This is a genomic window from Prolixibacter sp. DSM 2831, assembly GCF_056493735.1.
The window spans coordinates 328,717-351,192 of sequence record NZ_CM151379.1; the positions used below are offsets into that span (position 1 = coordinate 328,717).

At 44.6% G+C, this 22,476-nt stretch carries 17 protein-coding genes and 1 tRNA gene; 9 read left to right on the forward strand and 9 right to left on the reverse strand.

The window, feature by feature from the left end:
• Positions 1–5: 5 nt before the first annotated feature.
• The gene (locus AC060N_RS01315) at positions 6–2,474 is read right to left on the reverse strand and encodes a helix-turn-helix domain-containing protein (RefSeq protein ID WP_479525569.1); all 2,469 of its coding nucleotides are present in this window, start codon (positions 2,472–2,474) and stop codon (positions 6–8) included.
• A gap of 168 nt (positions 2,475–2,642) precedes the next feature.
• Between AC060N_RS01315 and AC060N_RS01320 the strand changes: the two genes are divergently transcribed.
• Positions 2,643–2,852 carry a dodecin family protein gene (locus AC060N_RS01320; protein ID WP_106541244.1) on the forward strand — a complete coding sequence of 70 codons (210 nt, stop codon included), beginning with the start codon at positions 2,643–2,645 and terminating at the stop codon, positions 2,850–2,852.
• An 85-nt stretch (positions 2,853–2,937) separates the two neighbouring features.
• On the opposite strand, the gene AC060N_RS01325 is transcribed toward AC060N_RS01320, so the two are convergent.
• Together AC060N_RS01325 and folB are read right to left on the reverse strand one after the other, a co-directional pair.
• Positions 2,938–3,011: transfer RNA gene (locus AC060N_RS01325), tRNA-Cys, on the reverse strand.
• A gap of 130 nt (positions 3,012–3,141) precedes the next feature.
• Positions 3,142–3,492, reverse strand: coding sequence for a dihydroneopterin aldolase (folB, locus tag AC060N_RS01330; RefSeq protein WP_106541245.1), 351 nt, complete (start codon positions 3,490–3,492; stop codon positions 3,142–3,144).
• A gap of 188 nt (positions 3,493–3,680) precedes the next feature.
• On the opposite strand from folB, the gene AC060N_RS01335 reads away from it, so the two are divergent.
• A complete protein-coding gene (locus AC060N_RS01335) occupies positions 3,681–5,378 on the forward strand; it encodes a glutamine--tRNA ligase/YqeY domain fusion protein (RefSeq protein ID WP_479525570.1) in 1,698 nt (565 codons plus the stop codon).
• A gap of 90 nt (positions 5,379–5,468) precedes the next feature.
• Here the strand turns inward: AC060N_RS01335 and AC060N_RS01340 are convergent, their stop codons facing one another.
• Positions 5,469–5,924 carry a DUF4395 domain-containing protein gene (locus AC060N_RS01340; protein WP_479525571.1) on the reverse strand — a complete coding sequence of 152 codons (456 nt, stop codon included), beginning with the start codon at positions 5,922–5,924 and terminating at the stop codon, positions 5,469–5,471.
• A gap of 24 nt (positions 5,925–5,948) precedes the next feature.
• Positions 5,949–7,313 (reverse strand): MATE family efflux transporter, encoded by a 1,365-nt coding sequence (locus AC060N_RS01345; protein WP_479525572.1) that lies wholly within the window; start codon positions 7,311–7,313, stop codon positions 5,949–5,951.
• Between the two features lie 179 nt (positions 7,314–7,492).
• On the opposite strand from AC060N_RS01345, the gene AC060N_RS01350 reads away from it, so the two are divergent.
• The 6 genes from AC060N_RS01350 (at position 7,493) to pulA (ending at position 15,733) form a co-directional block, all read left to right on the forward strand.
• The gene (locus AC060N_RS01350) at positions 7,493–10,213 is read left to right on the forward strand and encodes a 4-alpha-glucanotransferase (RefSeq protein WP_479525573.1); all 2,721 of its coding nucleotides are present in this window, start codon (positions 7,493–7,495) and stop codon (positions 10,211–10,213) included.
• A gap of 101 nt (positions 10,214–10,314) precedes the next feature.
• Entirely contained in the window at positions 10,315–11,055 is a 741-nt protein-coding gene (locus AC060N_RS01355) for a LiaF transmembrane domain-containing protein (protein ID WP_463237970.1), read from the forward strand.
• Positions 11,056–11,073: 18 nt separating this feature from the next.
• Positions 11,074–12,144 (forward strand): sensor histidine kinase, encoded by a 1,071-nt coding sequence (locus tag AC060N_RS01360; RefSeq protein ID WP_106541250.1) that lies wholly within the window; start codon positions 11,074–11,076, stop codon positions 12,142–12,144.
• A 50-nt stretch (positions 12,145–12,194) separates the two neighbouring features.
• Entirely contained in the window at positions 12,195–12,947 is a 753-nt protein-coding gene (locus AC060N_RS01365) for a LytR/AlgR family response regulator transcription factor (RefSeq protein WP_479525574.1), read from the forward strand.
• A 308-nt stretch (positions 12,948–13,255) separates the two neighbouring features.
• Positions 13,256–13,783, forward strand: coding sequence for a hypothetical protein (locus tag AC060N_RS01370; RefSeq protein ID WP_479525575.1), 528 nt, complete (start codon positions 13,256–13,258; stop codon positions 13,781–13,783).
• A 3-nt stretch (positions 13,784–13,786) separates the two neighbouring features.
• On the forward strand, positions 13,787–15,733 hold the full coding sequence (gene pulA, locus AC060N_RS01375; RefSeq protein ID WP_479525576.1) for a type I pullulanase: 1,947 nt from the start codon (positions 13,787–13,789) through the stop codon (positions 15,731–15,733).
• On the opposite strand, the gene AC060N_RS01380 is transcribed toward pulA, so the two are convergent.
• Together AC060N_RS01380 and tsaE are read right to left on the reverse strand one after the other, a co-directional pair.
• Positions 15,730–16,947 (reverse strand): alanine dehydrogenase, encoded by a 1,218-nt coding sequence (locus tag AC060N_RS01380; protein WP_479525577.1) that lies wholly within the window; start codon positions 16,945–16,947, stop codon positions 15,730–15,732. The genes pulA and AC060N_RS01380 overlap by 4 nt on opposite strands.
• Positions 16,948–16,958: 11 nt before the next feature.
• Entirely contained in the window at positions 16,959–17,378 is a 420-nt protein-coding gene (tsaE, locus tag AC060N_RS01385; protein WP_479525578.1) for a tRNA (adenosine(37)-N6)-threonylcarbamoyltransferase complex ATPase subunit type 1 TsaE, read from the reverse strand.
• A gap of 190 nt (positions 17,379–17,568) precedes the next feature.
• Here tsaE and gcvH point away from each other — a divergent pair, with 190 nt between their 5' ends.
• Positions 17,569–17,949 (forward strand): glycine cleavage system protein GcvH, encoded by a 381-nt coding sequence (gene gcvH, locus AC060N_RS01390; RefSeq protein ID WP_106541255.1) that lies wholly within the window; start codon positions 17,569–17,571, stop codon positions 17,947–17,949.
• 71 nt (positions 17,950–18,020) lie between these two features.
• Here gcvH and infB read toward each other — a convergent pair whose 3' ends face one another.
• Both infB and nusA read right to left on the reverse strand, forming a co-directional pair.
• Complete coding sequence (gene infB, locus AC060N_RS01395; protein WP_106541256.1) at positions 18,021–21,143, reverse strand: translation initiation factor IF-2; 3,123 nt, start codon at positions 21,141–21,143, stop codon at positions 18,021–18,023.
• A 90-nt stretch (positions 21,144–21,233) separates the two neighbouring features.
• A complete protein-coding gene (nusA, locus tag AC060N_RS01400; protein ID WP_106541257.1) occupies positions 21,234–22,472 on the reverse strand; it encodes a transcription termination factor NusA in 1,239 nt (412 codons plus the stop codon).
• Between the last annotated feature and the right edge of the window lie 4 nt (positions 22,473–22,476).

Here is a 22,476-nt window from a genome sequence, read left to right on the forward strand (position 1 = left end):
ATTCTTTACTTTGCTTTTTCTGCTTTTTTCCTTTTTAAATGACTTATTACAAAATGCAGATCGGAGAAGGTAACCTCATCGCCGGCTAAGCTTTTTATTTCCGATAATGACCTTGTTTTATCACTTTTAATGAGTGGTGAAAGCGTTTTTATGATTTCTTCGCGGACAAAGTCTGTGATTTCCAGATCTCCTTGTTCAACGTAATAAGCAAGATGCTTTTCAATTGTTGCCTCGGTGAAACCTCTCTGTTTGCTGATGGCAGGTATGTCCATTCCCTGTTTGTAAAGGTTGAAGGTGATCTGTTTGGTATCTTCTTTTTTGCCACGTAAAGGTGGATAGTTGCTGTCTTTTCTTATCGGTATGTTTTTCTTATGGCAATATTCCTTTACAATTTTTAGGATGTCGTCGCCATGTTGAGTTAGTTTTTTCTTTCCAATGCCGTGAATAGAACCGAGTTGTTTTATCGTTGTTGGTAGTTCATTGGCAATCAGGCGCAGTGATTTCTGCGAAACAATGGAATAAAGAGCAACACCAGCTTCATTAGATAGTTGATAGCGCCATGCTTTTAGTTCCTGGTAAAGTTCGGGATGAATAACATCCGAGTCATTCAGGATGATTTTCGGTCTTCTTTCAACTTCCATATCTCCAAGCTGCGCCAGCGCTCTTGTGCGAAGATAGCTCACCAGAGCGAAACCTGTACTGACTGCTGTGAAAGACTTTATTTTCTGTGTGGTTTCTCCCTCTATCTTTTCAGAAAGTTCATCCAGTGATTTCTGAATTGCTCTGTTATCTGACTCGTAATAAAGTTTCCCGAAGGCGGGTTGCCATTGGTTTTCCAGATATTCTTTAAAATAGATGCCGGCTTTACTGATCCGTTCGTTGAAGAAAGAATCGGTTTCCGGATACCTGCTTTCCTGAAATAGTCGATCACATTGATTTCGGAATTTTATCGAAACATCCTTTAGATGAAGTAAATGAACATTTGACAATTCCATCAGTTTGTTTTTCAGGTTACCCTGAATACTCTCCTCGTTGGTCCCGATAAGATGGAGCAAATTGTTGATTTGCTTTTCGATGGAATGAAAGTTAAAGAGTTCGTTCAGCAACATTTGTTGGTAGGCTCGCCTGGATTTGGCGAAATCTTGACTATCGGGTTTGTTGGCGGCCACTTTGCTGTTGAAATGCTGAACCATCGGATCGCAGATAACAGCATCGGATGATAAGGGCGTACTAAGCCGAAGGCCCTCCAGTGTTTTGCACCGGCTTAGCGCCACGTAGGTTTGCCCATGTGCAAAGGCGGCATGCGCATCGATAACAGCTTTGTCGAAGGTTAATCCCTGACTTTTGTGAATGGTGATGGCCCATGCCAGCTTCAACGGGTACTGAATAAATTTTCCAACCTCCTTCTCCTCGATATTTTTCGTTCCCGGATGGATGGTGTACTGGATATTACGCCATTCTTCCTTTTCGACTTCAACCCGTTCATCTTCCCCCGGAAAAGATACTTCGATGTGTTCGTCGTCGAGCTCGGTGACCACACCAATCTTTCCGTTGTAATATTGCTTGCGGTACGAGGTGTCGTTCTTTAAAAACATCACCTGAGCTCCTTCTTTCAGTTGCAGATTGGCTGGTGCCGGATAATTGTATGAAGGAAAATCTCCCTGAACTTCTGCTTCGAAGGTGTACAACTGGGTTCCGAGTCGTGCCAGTTTCTGATGATTGATACTTTCAGCTCCGGCATTGTGTGTTGTGAGCGTGATATAGCCCTCGTTATCTCCGTGGAGGTAAGACGGATGAAATCGTTCATTTAGTGTCTGGAGAGATCCGGGCGTCAATCGGTCATCTCTTATTTCATTCAGAATTCGAATAAATTCTTCGTCTTGTTGGCGGAAAATTGTTTTCAGTTCGATGTTAACCGGCTTGGAGTCGGCCAGTGCGTAGCTGCTGAAGAAATAAAACGTATCGTAATAAGATTTGAGCAACTCCCATTCTTCTTTTTTCACTACCGGCGGAAGTTGCTGAAGGTCTCCGATTAATAGCAACTGCACTCCACCAAAAGGAACATCCGCACGGCGGTATCTGCGGAGCACTTCATCAATTCCATCAAGTACATCGGCCCGAACCATGCTGATTTCATCAATGACTAATAAATCGAGAGTTCTGATAATGTTGATTTTGGTTTTACTAAATTGGTAACGTTGCTCATTGCTGCGCTGTTGATTCGTAACTCCTGTTATCTTTTTCGTCAGAATGGGCCCAAATGGAAGTTGAAAGAACGAATGAATGGTTACACCACCGGCATTGATAGCCGCTACACCTGTAGGTGCCACAACAATTGTTCGCTTTAAAGGATTGACTTTTAGATTTTGTAAGAAGGTGGTTTTTCCAGTACCTGCCTTCCCGGTTAAGAAAACGTTCCGGTTGGTATACCATACGAATTTCCTCGCAAGATCGATTTCAGGATTCGGAGTCATTTGAGGTGGATTTTGACATTCGGATATTGAAGTTACAAAAAAATGTCGACGATACCGGTGAATACCGACAGTTGAAAAGCAGGTTTTTGTGTTGTGAAAATTGGTTGTCTTTCGCGTTGAATATTTGTACCTTAAATAGATTCGAACACTAAATTAGGAGGGCTCATTATGTCAGAAAGCGTTTATAAAATTATTGAACTGGTCGGTACCAGTACTGAATCATGGGAAAAAGCAGCGATGAATGCGATTAATCGGGCTTCGAAATCTTTACGAGACCTACGTATTGCTGAAGTTTCGCAACTGGATATGCACATAAAGGATGGCAAAGTAGAAGCTTACCGGGCCAAGGTGAAAGTGTCGTTCAAATTCGAAGGCTGATAGCGATTTCCTGTGATTCTTTTTCTGGTTGTTAGACCGGAAAAATAAAAGCCGCATTCCTGAGTTCAGAGATGCGGCTTTTAGGTGGAGGTCGGTGGCGGATTCGAACCGCCGTACGCGGTTTTGCAGACCGCTGCCTAGCCACTCGGCCAACCGACCATTATAACATTCGAGAATTAGCTGGAATCTCACTTTTTAGTGACGAATAGCCTGTATTTTTTCGATGCGGATGCAAATATAGGGAAATTTCTTCATCCCTTGCAACTCTCTTTTCAAAAATCCCCGGGCGTTAGCGCTCGAGGGTAACACTTACCCGCTCGATTTGTCCTCCCATCGGAGGATTCATTTTCGAAATCTTCACTTTGGCCCAGTGTATTTCCGGAAAGGTTGCATACAGACTATCCAGAATTCGTCCGCCAATATGCTCTAAAAGATGTGACTTCTCTTCCATCTCATCCTTAATCAACTGGTAGACCAACTGGTAATTCAGCGCATCTTCCAGCTTGTCACTTTTCGAAGCAGCCTGGCAGTTTGTCCGTATCGCTACATTAACCAGAAAACGGTTCCCGACTACTTGTTCCTCTTTGAAATGCCCGTGATAGGCATAAAATTCCATGTCCTCAATTTCAATCAGTCCCATGTTGTTCCGGTGTTAAACTACGTCCCTTTCGGTCAGAAATTGCATTTCCTTCCGGCGTTTGTTTCCTCAAAATTACGAGTATTTTATGAAAACCTATTTTTATGATTGATTATTACCATGAATGGGGAAACTCTTCTTACTTTTGTGAGAACATTTTGACAACAATTCCGCGAAGTAACTCATTGCATATGACGGAAAAGAAAACCACAGCAGAAGGAGCTGAAAAAAAGGCTCCTAAGAATTTTATACATCAGCAGATTGACGCTGATTTGGCCGAAGGTAAGAATGGTGGACGTGTTCATACCCGTTTTCCTCCGGAGCCTAATGGCTATTTGCATATTGGTCACGCCAAATCGATTTGCCTGAATTTTGGTATTGCAGAAAAATATGGCGGCCTGACCAACTTGCGTTTTGACGATACTAACCCGACGAAAGAAGAAACCGAATACGTTGATTCTATTAAGGAAGACGTAAATTGGCTTGGTTTTGACTGGGGCGATCGCGAATATTACGCCTCTGATTATTTTGACAAGTTGTATGAGTTCGCAGTAACATTAATCAAGCGCGGACTCGCTTATGTCGATTTCCAGGGACAGGAAATTATCAGTCAGCAACGTGGTACGCCGCAACGTCCGGGAATTGAAAGTCCATACCGAAATACTTCGCCGGAAGAAAACCTGATGCATTTCGATAAAATGCGGAACGGAGAATACGAGGAAGGTCATTGCGTGTTGCGTGCCAAGGTTGATATGGCATCGCCGAACATGCACATGCGCGATCCGTTGATGTACCGTGTCCTGAAAAAGACGCATCACCGTACAGGTGACAAGTGGTGCATCTACCCGATGTATGATTTCGCACATGGACAGAGCGACTATTGGGAAGGAATTACCCATTCGATTTGTACGCTGGAATTTGAAATTCACCGCCCGTTATATGACTGGTTCGTCGATCAATTGAAAACAGATGAGTATCGTCCACGACAGATTGAGTTCTCGCGGTTGAACCTGAGTTATACCGTCATGAGTAAGCGTCGTTTGCTCGAGCTTGTTCAGAAAGGATACGTTAGTGGCTGGGACGACCCGCGTATGCCTACTATTTCCGGCCTTCGCCGAAGAGGGTATACGCCCGAATCAATCCGGAAATTTTCTGAGCGAATTGGTGTAACCAAGGTCGACGGCGTGACCGATGTCGCTCTTCTGGAACATGCTGTCCGTGAAGATTTGAACAAACGCGCACAGCGGGTAATGGGTGTTTTGAACCCCCTGAAAGTGGTGATCACGAACTATCCGGAAGGAGAAGAGGAAAACACTGAGGCAGTCAATAATCCGGAAGATGAAAGCATGGGCAAACGCAGTGTGCCGTTTTCCCGGGAACTTTATATCGAACGTGACGACTTTATGGAAGACCCGCCACGGAAGTTTTTCCGTCTGGCACCGGGCCGCGAAGTCCGTTTGCGTTATGCATACTTCATTACTTGTAACGAAGTAATTAAAGACGAAAACGGAGAAGTTGTTGAATTGCGATGCACTTACGATCCGGAAACCAAGGGTGGAAATGCTCCCGATGGGCGGAAAGTGAAAGCGACGCTTCATTGGGTTTCAGCTAAGCATGCGGTTAAAGCGGAAGTACGACTTTACGATCGCTTGTTTAATGATCCCGATCCGGCCGGTCACAAGGATGTTGACTTCAAGGAATTCCTGAATCCTGATTCGCTGGAGATTCGTTCGGAGTGTTATGTCGAACCTTTCGTGAAGGATGCGAAACCACTGGATCATTTCCAGTTTGAGCGCGTCGGTTATTTCAACCTCGATCCGGACTCAACACAGGAGCATATGCGTTTTAACCGCACGGTTCCGCTCAGGGAAACCTGGAAGAAGATGTAATAAGTTTAAATACATGATATATTGAAAAGAGCTGTCTCCGGTGTACACTGGAAACAGCTCTTTTTTTTGTCATATTTTCTATCTTTCTCGTCAAATCTTTTTTCTGTTTTTGTTGTAGAAAGGAAGCACAAAATATGTGTAAACGTAACATCCCATACAGAAGCCCACGCTCCACTCCAAAAACGCAAAAACCGTAAGGACTCCCATGACAATTTGTGAGGCCAAAACATAGTGGGCGAGCAGAAGAATAAAGGATACAACGGAAAACAGAAAGCCAACACGAGCTGCGAAAATTTTCGGCCCCTTATTAATCTGTTTCGATTGAAATGGAACAAATTGGGTGAGTCCGGCGCCGGAACACGCCAGTATGCTGGTGTTCTTCATTCCAAAACCACGTGAATAGAAATCAATGGCCAGAAAGGCCGCGGCAAACAGGTTCGGTTTTACGGTAAACAAAACAGCAATAATGAAACTGAGCAAAGCGGTACCTCGTACGGCTTTCTCGTCGACTTTTTCAGTCGATACGGGGCAAATAAGTGAGCTCATCGGTATTCAATTATTAGGGTTAAACTATGTTTTAGACGTATGAATGTGTGCAACCTTACGAATTTTTTTCCGGGTATAAAAAAAAGTATAAATGGCTGCTGTCCAGTTTACGATAAAAAGGCTCCACCAGATTCCTTTTGTGCCCCAATTTAACATGACGGCCAGAAAATAGAACAGGGGCAGCGGCACTAACAATCTTCTGTATAGTCCAATCCATATGGCATACATAGGTTTTTTCATGCCTTGCAAAGTCGAGACAGAAATATTCAAAATAATGTAGGATAGGAAATAGAAAACACCTACGTGGAGGTATTCAACACCTATTCCAACGACATCAGGATCATCGGTGAAAAATCCGACCAATTGCCGGGCAAAGAAGAAAACCAGCGTGGAGCCAATCAGAATGATGATAATCCCGTAGGTCTGGCTCAATTTCCAGGTTTCATAAACGCGGTGCAACAAAAGTGCGCCCATGTTTTGCCCTGTAAGTGTCAGGGTGGCAATATTCAGTCCGATAGTTGGAAGTAAAGCCATTTGTTCTATCCGGATAGCAATCCCGAATGCAGCAACCGTGTTGGCTCCAAATCTTCCGGCGAAAGCCGTAATGATAAAAATTCCCAGCGCGATTGTCATCATATTTAAACTGGCCGGAAATCCCTGCTTGAAGAGGTTGGTGAAAAACAGCTTTCTCGGAAAAAGTTCACGGTAGTTCAAATGAAGCAGGATACCTCGGCGCCGAACCACGAATAGCAGGTAAAACATGCCGATGAATTGAATCATAACGGTTGAAAGCGCAATGCCTTTTATGCCCATAGCGGGAATTCCCAGGCCTCCGAACATGAACCAGGGGTCGAATCCGAGGTTCAAAAAGAATCCGGCTATCAGGAAATTCCGGTAGGTGCGGGTGTCTCCCCGCGAGGTTAGGAAGGCGTTGAAGATATTATTCATCAAGAAAAATACGGTGCCGAAAAGTATCAGGTACATATATTGCAGTGCCGTGTCGAGGTATTCGCCTTCGGCACCCATGATGCGGAAAAGTATCGGGGCAAGGAAGAAACCGATTATCGTGAGCAGTACTGAGTTGACGACAGCAAATGAGATAGCCTGAATGCCGTACAACCGGGCTTCCTTAAATTTTCCCGCGCCCAGCGCATGAGATATGAGAGCAGTTGTTCCCGTTCCCAAACCGGTTCCCAGTGCCAGGATAATAAAGAAAACGGGGAAAGAGAGCGACAGGGCTGCCAGTACCTTCGTCGATAGGAGTCCGCCATACCACGTGTCGGCTACATTGAACAGCGTGTTAAAAATGAAGCCAACACTGGCCGGAACCGCCAATTGCTTGATAAGTCCGGGTAGTGGTGCAGTCGTAAAATTAGATCGGCTGTTCATGTTAAGTTATCCTCGTGTTTAACAAACTACTGGCAATATGCAGGTAAATTACTTGCATATACTGACTCTCCAACAATTTATTTTTTGTAGTGTTTCATTTTATGACAAATTTATAAGTTGTAAATTGTAGGTAATGACCCCCAAAGCTTTTGTTCACCTACATTTTAGGAGGATAACTTATGAGAGTTTCTTTTAAGATAGATTATCAGACTGTTTGGGGACAACGACTTTATGTTTTGGGCTCCCGGCCTGAATTTGGCGAATGGAATCCCGATCGAGCTCTTGAGATGGAGAATATTTATCCGGGAGAATGGGAGCTCATTATCAATGTAGAATACCTTAATTCGTGGGATTATAAATACCTCGTGAAAGACGATGACGGAGGCGTTTTGTGGGAGTGGGGAGGTAACCGACATGTTGATCTTTCGAAAGGGAAGTTTGATGAGGTTCGTATCCGCGATTTTTGGAGAACCTCGCAGGATGTAGAGAATACGCTTTTCCATTCAGCTTTTACCCGAGTGCTGATGCAGCGAAAACCATCAGGTAAGAGCCAGAAGCAATTACATACTGGCCGGGTGTTGCGGGTGCAGGTACATGTTCCTAGGGTAAATCACCGGTACACTATTGCTTTATTGGGAAATCGCCCGGAATTAGGTGCCTGGAAAGAGCGGGACGCTCTCGTGATGGATGATTCGCGTTTCCCGCTTTGGTCGGTGGATATTGATGCCTCGGAATTAGTGTTTCCACTGGAATTCAAATATGTCGTGTATGACGAGCGTGAGCGAAAAGTGATTTCGTGGGAAGAAGGCAATAATCGTGTGATTCGTGATTTTGTCTGTAAAGAAGATAATAGCCTGAAAGTACATACCGACGAGAAGTTTCGTTTCCCGATTGGTGTTTGGCGGGGCGCGGGTGTGGCGCTGCCGGTATTTTCTATCCGGACCGAAAAAAGTGGAGGAATTGGTGAATTTCCTGACTTGAGAATGTTGGTTGACTGGGCTAAGAAAAATGGCCTGAAGATGATACAGCTTCTTCCGGTCAACGAAACGGTGGCTACGCAAAGCTGGATTGATTCATACCCGTACAAAGTTATTTCTGCGATGGCCCTGCACCCGGTTTATGCGAACATTGAACTAATGGGAGAGTTGAAAGACGGGAAGGTGATGCAGGATTTTCGGGAACAGCTTTACGAATTAAACCAGATGGAATCGGTTCCCTATGAGGAGGTTCACCGGGTTAAGTCGCGTTATTTTAAACAGCTGTTTGACCAAGAGATGGAAACGTTTCTGAATGATCGTGATTTTCTTCTCTTCTTCTCGGAAAACAAAGAGTGGCTGGTTCCTTATGCAGCATTTTGTTATTTGCGTGATCAGAATAAAACAGCCGCTCATCGTATGTGGAAGAAGTACGCCATCTATCGTCCAGAGGAGATACAGCAGCTTTGCGATCCGTCACAAAAACACTATCCCGATATTGCTGTCCACTATTTCATTCAGTATCACCTCGACCGGCAGTTGCGTGATGCGTCGAACTATGCGCGGAAAAACGGAATCGTGCTGAAAATCGATATCCCGATAGGCGTTAGCCCCGATAGCGTTGAGACCTGGACGCATCCCGAGTTATTTAACCTGGAGGAACAGATAGGTGCACCGCCAAATGAAGATGACGATATGGGACAAAACTGGGGATATCCGACCTATAACTGGGAGCGCATGGCTTATGATGGTTACGATTGGTGGCGTAAACGACTACTAAAGCTTGCTTCCTGGTTCGATGCTTATCGGCTGGCGCATGTGGTTGGATTTTTCCGTACGTGGGTAATTCCTTCATCGCAAACCAGCGCTGATATGGGCTTTTTTGTGCCTTCTTTTCCGCTTACGCGGGATGATATTATCGATGCCGGAATTCATTTCATCGAGGAGCGAATGACGCGGCCGTTTATCCGCGAATATTTTCTGTGGGATTTGTTCGGCGATTATACCGATGAGGTGAAGAACAGGTACCTGGAAGAGTATGGTTCGGGTAAATACAATCTTCGTCCGGAAGTAGATACACAAAGAAAAATTGCTATTCACTTTGAGCAATTCAAGAAAGAAGGCAATCTTCCTGATAAGGAAACCCGGATTATGGAAGGCTTGAATTCGCTGGTTAGCGAGGTCCTGTTTTTGCGCGATCCGTATGACAAGTATAAATTCCATCCACGAATTCGTCTTCAGGATACTTACTCGTTTATTAATCTGGATGAAGAAACGCGCTATTGTTTTGAGCAGCTGTATGTGGATTATTTCTACAAACGGCATGAAGATCTGTGGCGCGACAATGCTATGGTGAAACTCCCGGCATTATTGCGCACTTCCGATATGATGGCCTTTGGCGATGATTTGGGAATGAATCCTGACTGTGTGCAACGGGTACTGAAAGAGTTGGGCATCTTAACGCTCGAGGTGCAACGCAGACCTCATGATACCGAGGTGGAATTCGGGCACCCGTCCGATGCGCCGTACCTGTCAGTCTGCACTACTTCCAGCCACGATATGACGACCATCAGGGGATGGTGGGAAGAAGACTACGAGCGTAGTAGTCGCTTTTTCCATACCCTGTTGGGACATGCAGGTGAAGTGCCGCATTTCATGGAGCCATGGATAGCGCGTGATATTATCAATCAGCATTTGTGGTCACCGGCTATGTGGGCCATCTTTCCTTTGCAGGATTTACTGGCCATGGACGGTGAATTGCGATGGGAGAAGATATGGAACGAGCGGATTAACATCCCGGGGATAACCTATTACTATTGGCGCTACCGGATGCATTTGAAGATGGAAGAGTTGTTGCGCTCCGATGGCTTTAACCATGGGTTGAGTAAGATGGTTGAGCAGTCGGGTAGAAATAACGATTATTAATTTTTCGCTGTTTACCGATAATTAAGCGGGATTTACCGATTTAGCATTTTGGATTCTGCTCTTTCGGGCTATTTTTGAGGTAAACAATAAAAATTAATATCATGACATCAAACCATAATCCGCATTTCCCTCAGGATGATTTTGCGAAGCCTTATCGTTCTCATAAAGGAAATCGTCCACTCCTGGGATTGATACTGGTCCTGATTGGAGTTATTTTGATTGCCGATAATTCGGGGATGATACCTTATTCAGTATCCCGTATTATCATTAGCTGGCAGATGCTGCTTATCGTCATTGGCTTATTTAACCTGGCCAAAAGAGCTGTTACGCCTGGTCTTATTTTAATCGCTATTGGCGGATTTTTCCTCTTGCCCCGCATTTCGGGTGTCCCCGATAATATCGTTTATAATTTCTGGCCGGCTGTACTGGTCATTGTCGGTCTGGTATTTTTAATGGATCGAACACGGCACGGAGCGAACTTTAAAAAAGGGGTGAATTCAACGGACTATTTTGACGAAGTCGCTGTGCTGGGTGGACGTGAAACTTCCCTGGTAACCAATAATTTTAAAGGTGGAAAAGTGACGACTATTTTTGGTGGTTGTACATTTAATCTGTTGAAGGCAAATCCGGCAGAAAACTGTACCATCGATATGTTCACTATGTTTGGCGGTTCCAAGTTCATCGTACCATCCGATTGGAATGTGAAAGTGGAGGTCGTTGCTATTCTCGGCGGATTCTCTGACAAGCGCTCTATCTCATTGAGTGAAGTCGATAGTAACAAAGTAGTAGTTATAAAGGGGTTTGCTATTTTTGGCGGCGGAGAAGTGGCCAATTTACCATAACCATCTAACCACTAACCTATGACTCACCCGTTTATTGCTAACAGGCGTTTTCTGGTCATATATCTATCGGTCCTGATTGTTATCGGGATCGGTATCTTTCTGGTGCTGGCTTTGAATAATCCAGTGCCCTGGTGGTTTGCCTTTACAGACAGTTTTGTCAATATCGTGCTCTTCGGGGGTATGGGATTAGGCGTTTGGTATATGGTAATATATACAGATCCGGATGAAATGAGCCGGTTGCAGTTTTTAGGGAATCATATCGCAGCTGCCTTGATATTTATTTCTCTGTGGCTCTTTGTTGGGGGAGTAATCGTTCATTTGTTTGTCCAGTCGCCCACTTATTATGGGTTTTATGAGAATAGTTATCCTGGCCGTGCCTGGACTTGCCTGTTGCTCTACGTCCTGCTGGTTTTGTTTTATTATCTGATTGTTTATTACCGGAATTTCAGGGAAAAGGTAGAACGTACAGCACAGCTGGAATCAATGGTGAAGGAATCTGAACTGAAAGCTCTGAAGTCGCAAATCAATCCACATTTCCTGTTCAACAGTTTAAATTCCATTGCTTCATTGACGATGACAAAGCCGGAACGCGCCCGCGAGATGGTGGTATGTCTTTCCGAATTTATGAGGTATTCTCTGAAAAGTCGGAACGAGGATAAAGTTACCTTGAATCAGGAGTTGCATAATATCGAGTTGTACTTGAAAATAGAGAAGGTGCGATTTGGTAGTAAGTTAAAGTATCATATTGATGTTGAAGATGCGGCCGGAGAAAGCATTGTGCCTAACCTGATATTGCAACCGGTTTTTGAAAATGCCATTAAATACGGTGTTTATGAGGCGATTGAACCCGTTGAGATTAGACTGAAAGCAGTGGTGGTGGCTGAATTTCTTGTTCTCGATATTGAAAATGATTTTGACCCGGAAGCAGTTCCAACAAAAGGTGAAGGAGTGGGACTCCGAAATATTGGGAGCCGGCTAAGGGTGATGTACGGACGTAGTGGGCTGCTGGATGTTGAGAAGCGGATGAATACATTTCACGTTCATATGAAAATTCCTCAGGACGAAGTTGATAAGTCGAAGAATATCTAAAGAATATTGCTTGTCATCTTAGTATTGAATCAATTGAAAACCTTTTTGCCATGAAAAAATATCGCGTCCTTGTTGTTGATGATGAAGATCTGGCCCGTGAATTATTAATTGAATACCTCAAAGAAGACCAACGTGTTGAAGTGATCGGAGAATGTTCGAACGGGCTTGAAGGAGTGAAGGCCGTTCAGGAGCTGCATCCCGATTTGGTGTTCCTGGATATTCAGATGCCTAAAGTCAACGGTTTTGAGATGCTGGAGCTGCTGACCGAGCCGCCGGAAATTATTTTTTCCACGGCATTCGATCAATATGCCATCCGCGCCTTCGAGATGAACGCTGTTGATTACTTGTTGAAACCTTACCCGATTGAGCGACTTTCGCAAGCTGTTGATAAAGCCATCGAACGAATCGAGAAAAAAGATATCGACCAGCTGCCTGTTGAACAGTTAGTCAGTGATCACGACGATCAGGTGGTTCATGTGGAACGGATTGTCGTTAAATCCGGGAGTAAAATCCACATCATTCCGGCCAGCGATATCCGCTACATCGAGTCACAAGATGACTATGTGATGATCTACTGGAAGAATGAACATGCAATGAAACAGAAGACGATGAAATACTTCGAGACTCACCTCGATCCGCAGCAGTTTATCCGTATTCATCGTTCTTATCTGGTGAATGTTTCACAAATCAGCGAAATTCAGCAGTACGAAAAAGAGTCATGGATATTGCGGCTTAATGGTGGTGAAAAGCTGAAGGTTAGTAAATCGGGCTACCGGAATCTTCGGGAGCGACTGAGTTTTTAATTTCACTGTTGATAAAATGTGAATAACAACCGCTTTTTTCAACTTTCTGCTAACTGGCATCTGGAAAATGGCAAATGTCAAAAGAGCTTTAATTCAAATTTATTCACCGTCAGTAAAAGTATTCCACAAGGTTTTAACTATTATTTGAACGGACCGGATTGAGTTTTCAACAATATATTCACAGGGTTTGAACAGGATTAGTTTGTGTCAGGGTTTCTCTATAAAGATATTTTGGTAATCGACTGGTTTTTATGCGGGAATATTCGCAGAATTCCCTTCTTTTGTGTGATTAAATCCTGCACCAGAGGATGATTGCATGTGTTACACTTTCGGTAAATAGTCTATCAGCGTTGCATAATGTCGGACCTGAAGGGTACAAGATACTTTGGGGACTGGCCGCTTTGCTCGTGCCAGTAATCGTGTACTATTTATGGAGGAGGGTTTTATGGAGACGACTGTTGAGCGCGTCGAAAAACCCTGAATCAGGTAACGGAGAATTGTCATTGTCACTTTCTGGTGAACCGGAATTCAGACCCATTGTTTTGTATGTCAGAATGAAAAATCATTCGGACTGCATAATCGATATTGAAGCGCCGGTAATTGTGTTTAAACGATGGCGAAGCTCCCGAAAATTCCGGATACGGAAAGTAAATGAATCGGAGATTTATCCGCTGTTGTTGGATTCCGGCCAAACCCACGAGCTAACCGTGCAACTTGAACCTTTTTACAGGAAGGAACCCATTCTGAGAACAGCAACCAGGGTGAGAGTGGAAGTTGCGGAAGTGAATGGAAATATTCGGCTCGAAAGCCGGATTGTGCGTTTAAAATGGATATAGACTGTGAGAAACTGGAAATTTAATCCTGTTGAATTTGATAAATACCCCGTTTACGAAGGTAACGATTTAGGAGTATTCTGGTCTGAGGATAAGACCATGGTGAAGGTTTGGGCGCCTTCGGCAACCCGTATTTTTTTTCGGTTGTACCTGGAAGGATTTGGAGGCGATGCCCAGGTTGAACACTACCTCGAGCAAAGAGATAATGGCATCTGGCTTTTGGAGTTATCGGGAGACTGGAATGGTTGGTACTACACCCTTCAGGTACGCGACAACTACGGCTGGCTTCTGGAAGGTCCCGACATCTACGCTCGAAGCACCGGTATCAACGGCCGGCGCGGGATGATTTTCAATCCGGATGAGACCAATCCTGAGGGGTGGGCAGATGACGAGCACGTTGTGCCGGATTCACCTACCGACATGGTCATTTACGAAACGCATATCCGCGACTTTTCCATGTCTCCAGATTCGGGTATACAACATAAAGGAAAATACCTGGGATTTACCGAGACCGGAACAAAAACATCCACAGGAGAAAAAACCGGACTGGACCATCTTGATGAACTGGGAGTTACTCACGTTCATTTGTTGCCGGTTGCCGATTTTTATACGGTTGACGAAAGAAAGGAGGCGCCTCAATACAATTGGGGGTACGACCCGCTGAACTACAATACGCCCGAGGGGTGGTACTCAACTGACCCGGACGATGGCAGAGTGCGGGTTAAAGAGCTGAAGCAACTGGTACAAGCGTTGCACAACCAGGAAATTGGCGTTATCCTCGATGTGGTTTACAATCATACTGGCCTCATCAACGAGTCGTACTTCAATCAAACCGTTCCCGGTTATTTTTACCGACAGAAAGAGGATGGCAGTTTCTCTGATGCCAGCGGATGCGGAAATGAACTGGCCTCTGAAAGGGCGATGGTCCGGAAGTATATCGTTGATTCGGTGATGTATTGGGCTTCTGAATATCACATCGATGGCTTCCGCTTTGACTTAATGGGGGTGCTGGATATCGAAACCATGAATGCTATTCGGAAAAGTCTCGATACCATCAACCCGAATATTTTCCTTTACGGCGAAGGTTGGGCAGCTGGCAAGAGCCCGTTGGAGAAGAAGAAACGTGCCCTCAAACGACATACGCTGAAGCTCGACCGCATTGCCAGTTTTAGCGACGATATGCGTGATGGCTTGAAAGGTAGTGCTTTCGATCAGTTTAGTACCGGCTTCATCAGTGGTCATACGCTGCAGGAAGAGCGTTTGAAGTTTTCGATGGTAGGCGCTGTAGAGCACGAGCAGATTGCATACGAATTTGTTGAATCGTCCAAGGGCCCCTGGGCTAATGAAGCTGCGCAGTGCATCAATTATGTATCTTGCCACGACAACTTTACTTTATTTGATAAGCTGCAATATTCCTGCCCGGAAGCTTCCAAAACGCAAATTGAACGGATGGTTAGGCTGGCGCTGGGCATTGTGATAACTTCACAGGGAGTGCCATTTTTGCACGCAGGCTCCGAAATGATGCGGACCAAGGGAGGTCATCACGATTCGTATCGGTCACCCGATTTGCTGAACCAGATTGACTGGAGCCGGAAGCACGAATTTCACAATTTGTTCCTTTTCACTCAGAAATGCATTGAGCTGCGCCGGCAGCATCCGGCATTCCGGATGAGTTCTGCGAAAATGATAAACGAGAAGATGCGGTTCAACGGCAAATACATTCCCGGAATTATTCAATACGAGCTGGGTGATTATGCCAATGGCGATTCATGGAAGAGCATTCAGATGTTATTCAATGGAAATAATTACTCAGTTGAACTGGAGATACCCGAAGCCAACTGGTTGGTTATTGCTGAAGACGGAGAAATTAATCCAAACGGAATGGGGCGGATGACCACCGGAAAAGTACGCATTCATCCTACCTCGATGATGATTTTGGTGGCTGAAGATTAGAAAGCAGCAAGTAGCAGGTTGATATCCTTAACAGGAATGTCGAGTATGTTCCCTAGGTCGTGATTCGTTAGAATTCCGTTGAAAACATAAATTCCCTCGCAGAATCCCTGGTTGTTTCGGATATATTGTTTCAAACTTCCTGAACGTCCCATGTTGAGCAGGATAGGAGCGATGATATTGCTAACCGAAATAGATGTGGTTCGCGCCATTCTGGAAGAGATATTCGGTACACAGTAGTGGATAACGCCATGCTTGTTGAACACCGGTTTTTTCAGATTGGTAATCCGCGATGTTTCGAAACAGCCTCCCTGGATAATATTCAAATCGATAATGACAGAGCCGTTTTTCATGTTCTCTACCATCGTTTCGGGGACAATTATTTTCGGAACTTCGTTCATCGATAACGCGCCAATAGCTACATCCGCCGATTTCAAAGCTTTCTTTAATGCTTTCGGGTGAAAAACCGAGGTAAAAACCCGTTGCCCCAGTCGTTCCTGGAAACGCATCAGTTTGTGGATACTGTCGTCGAATACCTTGACAACCGCTCCTAGGCCTAATGCATTGCGGGCAGCAAACTCAGCTGCTGTTCCGGAACCGATAATGACTACTTCGGTTGGAGATATGCCGGTGATTCCACCCAGGATAACTCCTTTTCCGTCCCGGAAGGTGCTGAGGTAATCGCTGGCTACAAAAATGGCAGCGTTTCCCATTATTTCACTTAAAATCCGGGTAACCGGGAAAATGCCATGTTCGTCTTTCATGTACTCAAAGCCAATGGCAGTCACCCGTTTTTGCATTAGTTTGCGAACGGTTTCCTGGCTTTGAAATGTGATGTATAGCGGCGACAACAGAAGTTGGTTGCCTTTCAAAAGTTTTGCTTCCTCTAGTGTAAATGCCGACATTTTCACAATCACGTCCGACTGAAAAACTTCGGCTTTCGTTTCACAGATGACGGCTCCTGATTCAGCGTAAGCGTGATCGGAATAACTGGAACCTTCTCCAGCTCCTTTTTCAATGAAGATGTCATGGCCGTTCGACACCAAAAGTTCAACAGCCTGTGGCGTCAACGGAATACGGAACTCTACGTCGGGAACGACATTCGGAATGCCGATGCTCAGTTTCATGCTTTTCTTCTGTGGAATCAGGAGTTGTTCTTTTGGAAGCAAATCCGGATTGGCAAGCGAACTCATTTTGGCAGATTTCCGTTGAATCATGGCTTATCAGGTTAATTTCTCGATTCGATCATCCTCAGTCCGTCGTCCAGTTCGGTGATGTAAACTTTTACAACATTCTCCGGGAGAAGGCTCTCAATTTTTTCAGGCCATTCGATAAAGCAGTGTTTTCCACTGAAAAAGTAGTCTTCATAACCAAAATCGAATGCTTCTTCCAGTGTTTTTATCCGGTAAAAGTCGAAGTGGAAAATCTGGTCGTCGGTTGAAGTTTGGTATTCGTTGATCAATGCAAAGGTGGGGGATGTAACGTAATCGATTACCTGCATTTCTTCGCATAACGCCTTGATAAACGTTGTTTTACCCGCTCCCATCTTCCCGTAAAATGCAAATACTCTGTCGGCCGGATGCGCCGCAATAAATCGCTTGGCGATATGGTTGATATCTTCCAGAGAATGTATCTCAGCCTTAAACATTTTCAATGTGGATTTTCGTTTTTCAATTTTAATCAATTTTGGGATTTAATAAAAACAGTGCATTAATTAATTTCAATGCTTCTTTCCCAGTTCAGGATTCTGTTTTTGGAGGTGACTTTCTAACAGGGTTTAAACCAAAAATTGTTGTACTTTTGGGAAAGCATCTGAAATTTTTAAAACGTTTTATCTTATGAATATTCCTGCTGATTTAAAATACACGAAAGACCACGAATGGGTTCGTGTGGAAGGTGACAAAGCTGTAGTTGGTATCACCGATTTTGCTCAGGGTGAGTTAGGTGATATCGTTTTCCTCGAAATTGAGACCGAAGGCGACGAACTGGGAAAAGAGGAGGTTTTTGGTACTGTCGAAGCCGTTAAAACTGTCTCTGATTTGTTTATGCCCGTTTCCGGAACCGTAGAGTCTTTCAATACTGAACTGGAAGACGCACCCGAGTTGGTGAACAAAGATCCGTACGGAAAAGGATGGATGATTAAAATTGCCATGAGTGACTCATCTGAATTGGATGACCTGATGTCGGCAGACGAATACAAAGATTTGATCGAGGGCTGATTATCCTCCTAAAAGACACTAAAAAAGCCGGTCAAAATTTTGACCGGCTTTTCTTTTATCGTGAATTTTGCTTATTTCAGTTTTTTGGCCACTTCTACCTCAGTGAAAGCTTCTACAAAATCACCTTCTTTGATATCATTGTAGCCTTCGATGTTTAATCCACATTCGTAACCACGGGCAACTTCTTTCACATCATCCTTGAAACGCTTCAGTGAACCAAGTACGCCTGTGTAGACCACGATACCATCCCTGATGACACGAACCTGAGCATTGCGGGTAATCTTTCCATCCCGAACGATACAACCGGCAATGGTACCCACTTTGGTGATCTTGAACGTTGTCATAATTTCGGCCGTTCCCTGTATTTCTTCCTTGATTTCGGGAGCAAGCATTCCTTCCATCGCCGACTTGATTTCGTTGATGGCGTCGTAGATAATTGAATAGAGACGGATATCGATTTCCTCTTTCTCCGCAATCCGGCGAGCATTGATGGACGGACGTACCTGGAATCCAATGATAATTGCATTGGATGCGGTAGCCAGCATCACATCCGATTCGGTAATCTGTCCCACAGCTTTGTGGATAACATTTACCTGAATCTCCTGCGTCGACAGTTTAATCAACGAGTCGGAGAGTGCTTCGATGGAACCGTCAACGTCACCTTTCACAATCACATTCAGTTCCTGGAAGTTTCCGATGGCGATACGACGACCAATCTCGTCGAGTGTGATATGTTTCTGAGTCCGGAGTCCTTGCTCACGCTGTAACTGTTCGCGCTTGTTGGCAATTTGCCGGGCCTCTTTTTCTTCTTCCATTACGTTGAACTTGTCACCAGCCTGTGGTGCACCGTTCAATCCGAGAATCAGCGTAGGTTCTGATGGACCCACCTCTTCGATTCGTTGGTTCCGTTCGTTGAACATCGCCTTGACGTGTCCAAAATACTGTCCGGCCAGGATAACGTCCCCAACTCGGAGTGTACCGGCCTGAACCAATACGGTAGCAACATAACCACGTCCTTTATCAAGCGATGATTCGATAACCGAACCGACAGCACGTTTATCGGGATTGGCCTGCAGGTCGAGCATTTCTGCTTCAAGCAGTACTTTCTCCATCAGTTCTTCGATGCCATTACCACTCTTGGCCGAGATGTCCTGTGACTGGTATTTACCACCCCACTCTTCGACAAGGTAGTTCATGTTGGCCAACTCTTCCTTGATTCGCTCCGGATTGGCTCCCGGTTTATCAACTTTATTGATAGCGAATATAATTGGCACACCAGCTGCTGAAGCGTGGTTGATAGCCTCGATTGTCTGCGGCATCACGTTATCATCGGCAGCGATAATAATGATGGCGATATCGGTAATCTGAGCACCACGGGCACGCATTGCTGTAAAAGCCTCGTGACCTGGAGTATCGAGGAAAGTAATCTTACGATTATCTTCCAGCGTGACGTTATATGCTCCAATGTGCTGTGTAATACCTCCGGCCTCACCAGCAATTACGTTGGTTTTCCGAATGTAGTCGAGTAGTGAGGTTTTACCGTGGTCAACGTGTCCCATCACCGTTACAATCGGCGGGCGAGGTTGCATTTCCTCGTCGGTATCGTCCTCTTCCATGATGGCTTCCTGTACCTCTACCGAGATAAATTCTACGGTGTAGCCGAACTCATCGGCAACAAGAGCCATGGTTTCCGCATCGAGACGCTGGTTGATGGATACGAACAAGCCGAGATTCATACAGGTCTCAATAATCTTGGTAACCGGAACATCAATCATGTTGGCCAATTCGTTTACAGAAACGAATTCTGTTACCTTAATTACATTCTTTTCCTGTTCGGCTTTCGCCATTTCCTCAGCCATCTTCTCACTGACGGCATGACGTTTTTCACGACGGTATTTCGAACCTTTCGACTTCTGACCTTTGGAAGTCAGGCGGGCAAGTGTTTCTTTGATTTGCTTCTGAACATCTTCCTCGCTAACCTCTTTTTTCGGTGCGTTTTTCTTCCGGTTCGGTTTTTTCTTCCAATCGCCTCTTTTGCCTCCATCTTTATGATGTTGTTGCTTGTTGGGCTGATTGTCCTTTTTATTGTTGCTTACCGAAACGCGTTCTTTTGGGTCCTTCTGAATCCTTTTACGCTTTTTCCTTCGGTTTTGCCGTTCTTCGTCTTTTTTATTCTTATTGTTTCCGGGCTTGCGTTTATCCGCTTGCGGAAGATCAATTTTTCCGACAACTGTCGGTCCGGAAAGTTTCTTTCTTTCCAGTTTGAAAATTTCATCTCCGTTATCAGCATTCGCCTCCTGCGATTGCTCTTTCTCTTTGCCCTTTCCCTGCGGTTTTTTTCGAGCTTCCTGCTCTCCCGGGGTAGGTCTTTGCTGTTTTTTCGGAGTCTCTTTAGTTTGTTTTGAGCCAGGCTTCATGGAATCGAGATCGACTTTACCAACGACTTTAACTTTGTCCTCTGCTTTTGGCGAAGCAGATTCCTTTTTGTCTGATTTCTCAGCTTCAGGGGGTGTCCCAGCCGCGGGTTTTTCAGTCTTCCCTGGCTCTTTTTTCTCCTGTTTCGGAGCTTTTTCGGACTTATCTTGTTCCTGTTTCTTTTCCTTTTCTGAAGATTCGGGAGAAGGTACTGGTTCTTTTTTCTCCGGAGCTTTTTCTGTTTTCGGAGTTTCCTTTTTCTCTTCCTCTTTTGGGGCTTTCTTTGGGCCCACGTTTTCCAAATCTACGTGACCAACAACTTTAACTTTTGGCTTGTCTTCTTTTTCTTTCTTCTCGGGTGCAGGAGGCGTAGGTTCTTTGGATTGTTTGGGTTTGGGAGGCTCTTCCGAAGGTTGTTGTTTTTTCTCTTCTGCGCGGTGTGCAGAACTGCTATGGTCGGCGATGCGGATGGAGTCATCATCCTGGAAGTCTTCTTCTTCCGTGTCTGCATTTTCCTCCTGATGAACGTCATCAAGTGAAACAGATTCTTTCTTCGACCTTGTTTGACGCAAGTTCACCTTGTTCGCTTCGATGCGAGCCTCGTGATCTTTACGAAACTGCTTTTCGAGCATTTCCTGTGTCTTATCATCAATCTTGGTGTTCGGATTGGATGAAATCTCGACCCCCTGCTTCTGCAAATAGTCAACCAGGGTGGAAATACCCACGTTTAATTCGCGTGCAATTTTACTTAATCTAGTACCTTTGTTTCCTACAACCATATTTAGCCAAAGAGTTAATAATCAAAATGTCTGTTCCGTTTACCCCGAATCTCTGTACGGCAGATTGTCTGCTGTTGACATGAACATGAGTTACTCAAATTCAGTCTTGAAGATACGGAGAACCTCGTCAATGGTTTCCTCTTCAAGATCGGTTCTTTTGATCAATTCCTCTCTTGAAAGACTTAATACATTCTTAGCTGTGTCACAGCCAATTGCTTTCAATTCGTCGAGAATCCAATCTTCAATTTCGTCAGAGAATTCGTCGAGGTTAACATCCTCGTCATCTTCCTCTATCTGATCGCGGTAAACGTCAATTTCGTAGCCGGTCAACTGACTGGCCAGACGGATATTCAAACCGCCTTTACCAATTGCGAGCGATACTTCCTCGGGTTTCAGGTATACCTCGGCACGTTTATCCTCTTCATTAATTTTAATGGTGGAAATTTTAGCCGGGTTCAACGCCCGTTGAATGTACAGCTGCAAGTTATTAGTAAAATTAATTACATCAATATTTTCGTTGCGTAGCTCCCTTACGATACCATGAATGCGGGAACCCTTCATTCCTACACAAGCTCCTACCGGGTCAACGCGCTCGTCATATGATTCAACGGCAACTTTGGCCCGCTCACCGGGTACCCTAACAATTTTCTTGATGGTAATCAGGCCATCGAAAATCTCGGGAACTTCCAACTCGAAAAGTCTTTCGAGGAATACCGGTGAAGTACGTGACAGAATAATCTGCGGATTATTGTTTTTCATTTCAACCCTTACGACTACTGCACGAATGGTATCTCCTTTCCGGAAAAAGTCTGAAGGAATCTGCTCTGCTTTCGGAAGCAACAGTTCGTTGCCTTCGTCGTCGAGTACCAGAATTTCCCTCTTCCAAATTTGGTAAACTTCTCCGGTAACAATATCACCTACTTTTGATTTATATATGGTGTAAATGTTATCTTTTTCAAGCTCCAATATCCTTGCTGCCAGATTCTGACGCAAGTTAAGAATTGCCCGGCGACCGAAATGAACCAATCTCACTTCGTCAGACACTTCTTCACCTACTTCGTAGTCGGTATCAATTTTTTTCGCTTCAGATAAAGAGATCTGAAGGTTAGGATCTGTTAAATCCTTGTCTTCTACAACCTCACGGTTCCGCCAAATTTCGAAGTCGCCCTTGTCAGGGTTGATGATTACATCGAAATTCTCATCGGTGCCGTATTGTTTTTGTAGCACACTGCGAAAAACATCTTCCAGCACACTCATCATCGTGGCTCTGTCGATGTTCTTTAACTCTTTAAACTCCGAGAAGGTGTCAATCAAGTTCAGATTGTCCATTTCT